The sequence below is a fragment of the Chromobacterium fluminis genome, from assembly GCF_011602385.1.
Taxonomy (GTDB): Bacteria; Pseudomonadota; Gammaproteobacteria; order Burkholderiales; family Chromobacteriaceae; genus Chromobacterium; species Chromobacterium fluminis.
This window is the reverse complement of record NZ_JAAOMA010000104.1, coordinates 1-4,488: the sequence shown is the minus strand read 5'-3', so window position 1 is coordinate 4,488 and position 4,488 is coordinate 1. Positions and strand designations below refer to the sequence as shown.

The window sequence follows — 4,488 nt, the reverse complement described above, 5'->3', positions numbered from 1 at the left end:
GATGCCGCCGATCACTTGGAAGCAAGCAGCCAACCAGTTTGCTATTCTGTTCGGCGAGCGCTTCACTGACGCTCTCGGCTGAGATTTGTTTAACCGACCTCGGCACACAGAATTCCTGACACCTCCGACGCGGCTCAATATCCGCCACGCTGAGCGATGCGGCATTGAACCGCTTCTTGAGACATTCAGATGTAGAGGTTCAGACTTGTCCGTCTCTTTGCGCCCGCACCTTGCTCAGCAAAGCGTCCAGCACCTCCCGCGTACGCTCCGGCGGGGCCGCGGCAATCGCGTACTTGCCGTCCACCACCAGCATGGGCGTGCTGAAGATCCGGTAATCCTTGGTGAACTTGGCGATAGCCTCCACTTGCGCCTTCACCGCGAAGGATCGATACACCGCCATGGTCTTGGCGACGTCCACGCCTGGCTGGCGGCGTAGCCATTTCTCAAATTCCGCCTCATTCCCCAAATTGATTTTGTCATGCTGCACCGCGCGGAAGGCCGCGCCATGCAAACGGTCCGAGAGACCGGATACGTTCAAGGTGGCGAACACCCGCGCGTACCCTTCCATCGGCTTGCCCCACACCACGTGCTTGCGCACCACGCGCACATCCGCAGGCTGGGTCTTCAGCCAGGCCGATATCGCGGCGTCTTGAGAGTAGCAATGTCGGCATGGGTAGGAGAAAAACTCCGCCACCTCGATCTTGTCTCCGCTGGATACTGGGTGCGGCTTGGGCAACACCAGATAATCCTTCCCTACCACAACCTGCGCTTGCGCCGCGCCCAGCGCCAGAACAAACCAACACAACAACAGTAATGCTCTCATTCACTACACTCCATTGATTCCGCCGCCGGGCTCCGTCGCAGTGCGCCCTCGCGTTCAAGGGCGGAGATGAAACCTCAGGCCGTTGCCAGCAAAGTCGGCACCTCGGCCGTCTTTTCCACCTTGTTCAGCTTGACGCTCGCCTTCTCCGGGCCACGCAGACGCTGCAACTCTTCCCTCAACAGCTTGATTTCTTCCTGCATTCTCTGGCGCATATCCGCCTCCGCCTTACGCACATCCAGGCTCAGTTTTTTGTCCATTTCCGATGTCAATTTTTCATCCAGAAACGACTCGTACTTTTTGAACAGCTCATCGCGGTAAACATCCAACTGCAAACGCAGCATGAGGTTTTCCTCTTCCATTTCGGCCAATTTGTGCTGGAACTGGGCGGCATTCATATTGAAGTTCATGCTTTCTCCTAGCAGATGGCTCGCAAACGGCGCGATCAGCGCATGCCGACAGGCCGGAGCGGGGTTCCGGTTAAAAAAATATCCCTCTCCACGCAGGGAGAGGGAGGCAAACATGATGGGTTTGCAATAGACACTAGGCAGCTCAACACCGGGGGATCGGCGTGAGACCCTATGCAAAGAACGCCGCATAAGATGGGCAAAGTATGCGCAAACGCGCCGCGAAAAAATATCTGACCAGTACGAAAAGACGGCTCAGCCGCGCTTTATTTTTGCGCGCGCGAAAGCAAGACTCAAACCAGGCGGTTAAGGCCGTTCAAGCCGTGGCACAGACGCTGTTGCACCGGCTCCAGCAAAGCCACCGCCTCCTCGCTGCTGAACAGCAAGGGCTCGTCGCGGCGCTGCAGCAAAGTCAGGATGGCTTGCAAGCCGACATGAGCCGAACGAATCTCCATCAAGCCTTGCAACAGGCAAGCGTCCATTTCCGCGCACTGCTCGGCCATCTGCCGGCCAAGCTGAGACAAAGCGGTCTGGTCCGGCCTAGCCTCGAGCAAATCCTGGTTCAGTTGTTTCAGCTGCTCCATCACGGGCAATTGGTCTTTCATCGCCGCTCTCCTTATGGGTAAGCCAGCGCGCGCTCAACGCCGGCGGCGATTTTCAGGATATGGGAGTCGTGGCCATGCAGCCCGCACACGCTCAAGCCGATCTGATCCGTCAGCGGCAAACTCACCGCGCAACCGTCCAACAGATTGACGACCGCGCTATTGCGCAGAACCAGCCGGTTCAGGCGAGCGTAAACCTCCTCGTTCTCCAACTCCGCCAACTTGGGCGGCAAAATCGCCACGGTGGGCATCAGCCAGGCGTCGGCCATGGACAAGCGATACGCGGCGGCGGCTTGCAGCTCGCGGCGTTGCTCCATCAGCTCCAGATACCTGACCGCGCTCAGGCCGGCCCCTTGCCGCAGGCGTCGGGCAGTGCGCGGGTCATAGCAAGCGCCGCCCTTGCCCTCCAGCTGCGGGCCGTGCCAGCGCCAGGCCTCCGCCGCCGCCAAGCCGCCTTGAGCCTCCATGTCCTCAATCCGCCGCAACTCCGGAAAATCGAAACGGATGATGCGAGCGCCAGCCTGAGACAAGCGCGCCAGGGCGTCGTCGAAGGCCTGCGCCACAGCAGGGTCCACCTGCTCGGAAAGGTAATCGTCAGTCACGTAGAAACGGCGCTTTTTCACATCAGGCGGCAGGCCGCGCGCGTGGGAGGGCGTCCAGCCGCCGCTAAGCACCGCGTCCAGGATGGCGCAGCAAGAAACCGAACGCGCCAGCATCCCGATGGAATCCAGCGACGGCGATAAAGGAAGACAACCCTGCATCGGCACCCGCCGCGCGGTGGGTTTAAAGCCAACCAGGCCGCAAAAAGCGGCGGGGATGCGCGCGGAGCCGCCGGTATCCGCGCCCAGCGCGGCCGCGCTCATGCCCAAAGCCACGCTGACCGCCGCGCCGGAGCTGGAGCCGCCCGCCACGCGTTCCGGATCTCCGGGATTGCGCGGCGTGCCGTAGTGCGAATTCAGCCCCAGGCCGGAGCAAGCGAACTCGCTCATATTGGTGCGCCCCAACAATACCGCGCCGGCTGCGCGCAACGTCGCCACCACGGCCGCATCCTGGACCGCCGGCGGGTTGCGCTTGAACACTACGGAACCGGCCGTGGTGACCTGGCCCTGGATATCAAATAGATCCTTGATCGATACGGGAATGCCGGCCAGCGGGGTGGGATAGAGCCCGGCGGCGTCCATCCGTCGGGCCGTGGCCAGCGCGGCTTTAGCGTTCACCAGGGTGAAAGCCAGTTTGCCGGCTTCCCGGTGGCGGGCGATGGCGTCCAGCGCCTGCTCCGTCAGCGCCACACTGCTGGTATTGCCCAGCAGCAAATCCCTGTGCAATTGCATCACGGTGGGTTTCATGCCGCCTCCCCTTCCTGGGCGAAACAGAAGCGTTGCATGGCCAACGCCTTGCTGTGGCGCGAGGCAAACTCATGACATTGCGACATAAGGCTCTCCTAAAGGCGGTAGGCGATTGAACGCCTAATTGAACTCCTAGATTGAACGCTTAAGAACGTGTTCACGATCTCGCGAGCCAAGGCGAGGCAAGGCGAAAACCGCTGAGAAAGCGGAATGGTCGAGAGGTACATGAGCATTTCGAAACGGCACTCACCGTGCCACGTCTCACCACGCGCAGCAGATCGTCAACAGGTTCTGAGGCCGCGAACGGACACCGCGGCTATCGCCTTGCTACCGGCAAGTAGCGCCCGCGCCTCCGCCGACGCCTGCATGGAAAGGCAATGGCGCCGTTCCCTGCTGCTCGTCTTGGACAGCGGTGCTGAGTTGTTGCAGGCGGGCGGCGTAGTCATCCAGTACTTCAATGGATAGACGCGCCAATAAGGATTGGTGGGAGCCGGGAATGGACCTGGCCTGGATGGCAGCCAAGGTGGAACGCAATAGAGAAAAGCCGTTCAAGGCCAACGCGCAAGCGTCCAAAGTTTGGGACAGCAGGCGCAGTGGATCTTGCCCGTTGACCGGGGGCGGTTTGGCTAAAGGAAGGAGGGAAAACAGTGGAGTCATTGCAGTCTCCAAGTCAGCTTTGAAAGCCTGCTCGGATACGAGCAGGAGCGTGACAAGGTGGCAAGACCGGTTCCCTTATTAAGGCCGGCAGCCCCGTAAGGGGCTCCCTGCCACGCCCTGCTCAGATGCAGATGCGTGGCAACAGACGCGCGCAGTCCAGACGGACTTTGCTTGTCTGCGAATAAGGGAAAAATAGGCTTGCCTGCCCGGCGCGGCGTTATTTGGCGCAGCGCGAGGCAAAGAGTACTGAGACGGGGGCGGAGCGTCAAGCCGGAGACGGCCGCGCGGGGCAGGATTGAGAGACTTAGAGCCGCTCACAAAACCTCGCAGAGAACCTGAGCCAAGGCGCGCCGACGCAGGCAGTACAAGTGGTACGACAAGGAGGCGCAACGCAGGATCAGGGGTTTTGTTAGCGGGTCTTAAGAACCTGTTCAAAGCCCGGCGAACCAGAGCAAGACTTTGAACAAATCCTTGGAGGGCCTCAAATGGTGGAGAGCAGCTTCAACACGGCGGTGGATAGCCGCTCCGCGCGGAGGTGTCAGGAATTCTGTGTGCCGAGGTCGGTTAAACAAATCTCAGCCGAGAGCGTCAGTGAAGCGCTCGCCGAACAGAATAGCAAACTGGTTGGCTGCTTGCTTCCAAGTGATCGGCGGCAT

At 60.5% G+C, this 4,488-nt stretch carries 5 protein-coding genes; all 5 read right to left on the bottom strand.

The window, feature by feature from the left end; genetic code table 11:
- Positions 1-199: 199 nt before the first annotated feature.
- Complete coding sequence (locus tag HA052_RS26995; RefSeq protein WP_166454427.1) at positions 200-823, bottom strand: thiol:disulfide interchange protein DsbA/DsbL; 624 nt, start codon at positions 821-823, stop codon at positions 200-202.
- Positions 824-897: 74 nt separating this feature from the next.
- Positions 898-1,344, bottom strand: a complete 447-nt coding sequence (locus HA052_RS26990) for a hypothetical protein (RefSeq protein ID WP_166454426.1) — start codon at positions 1,342-1,344, stop codon at positions 898-900.
- A 176-nt stretch (positions 1,345-1,520) separates the two neighbouring features.
- A complete protein-coding gene (locus HA052_RS26985) occupies positions 1,521-1,832 on the bottom strand; it encodes a DUF1484 family protein (RefSeq protein WP_043591517.1) in 312 nt (103 codons plus the stop codon).
- 11 nt (positions 1,833-1,843) lie between these two features.
- Entirely contained in the window at positions 1,844-3,175 is a 1,332-nt protein-coding gene (locus tag HA052_RS26980; RefSeq protein ID WP_166454425.1) for an amidase, read from the bottom strand.
- Between the two features lie 327 nt (positions 3,176-3,502).
- Positions 3,503-3,832, bottom strand: a complete 330-nt coding sequence (locus tag HA052_RS26975) for a hypothetical protein (RefSeq protein ID WP_166454424.1) — start codon at positions 3,830-3,832, stop codon at positions 3,503-3,505.
- Between the last annotated feature and the right edge of the window lie 656 nt (positions 3,833-4,488).